The organism is uncultured Psychroserpens sp. (genome assembly GCF_947492715.1).
Classification (GTDB): Bacteria; Bacteroidota; Bacteroidia; order Flavobacteriales; family Flavobacteriaceae; genus Psychroserpens.
Map to the genome: position 1 here is coordinate 1 of NZ_CANLNS010000020.1, position 552 is coordinate 552.

Genomic DNA, 552 nt, shown 5'->3' on the forward strand with positions numbered 1-552 from the left:
GATATCACGACCTCTACAGTGACTATGTGTGAGAGTAGTGATAGTACCGAGGTGATAGAGAGTGATCCACCAGAGGTTACAGCTACAGTAACCACAGAGGCCTTTGCAGACACACATGTTATAGAGGTAAGTGTTGTAGGAGTTGGAGAGTATGAGTACAGTTTAGATGGAGGTCCATGGCAAGATGAACCCATATTTGTTGATGTCTCTTTAGGAGAGCATGTTGTTACAGCACGCGATAAGAATGGATGTGGAGAGGGAAGTGATGAAGTTATCGTTATGGATTATCCAAAATTCTTCACTCCAAATGGAGATGGATATAATGATACATGGAACATTAGTGCAATAAATAATCAACCAAACGCAAAAATTTATATATTTGACAGATATGGAAAATTACTCAAGCAACTTAGTCCAACAGGAATAGGTTGGAATGGTACCTATAATGGTAATGCAATGCCAACAAGTGATTATTGGTTTGTAGTTGAGTATAATGAACCTAATACAGGTGACCGTAAAGAATTTAAAGCCCATTTTACCCTGAAAAGATAA

At 38.2% G+C, this 552-nt stretch carries 1 protein-coding gene; it reads left to right on the plus strand.

Annotation, left to right across the window (positions count from 1 at the left end; all coding sequences use genetic code 11):
* A partial coding sequence (locus Q0787_RS19235) for a T9SS type B sorting domain-containing protein (RefSeq protein WP_298905075.1) occupies positions 1-552 on the plus strand: 552 nt, incomplete at its 5' end.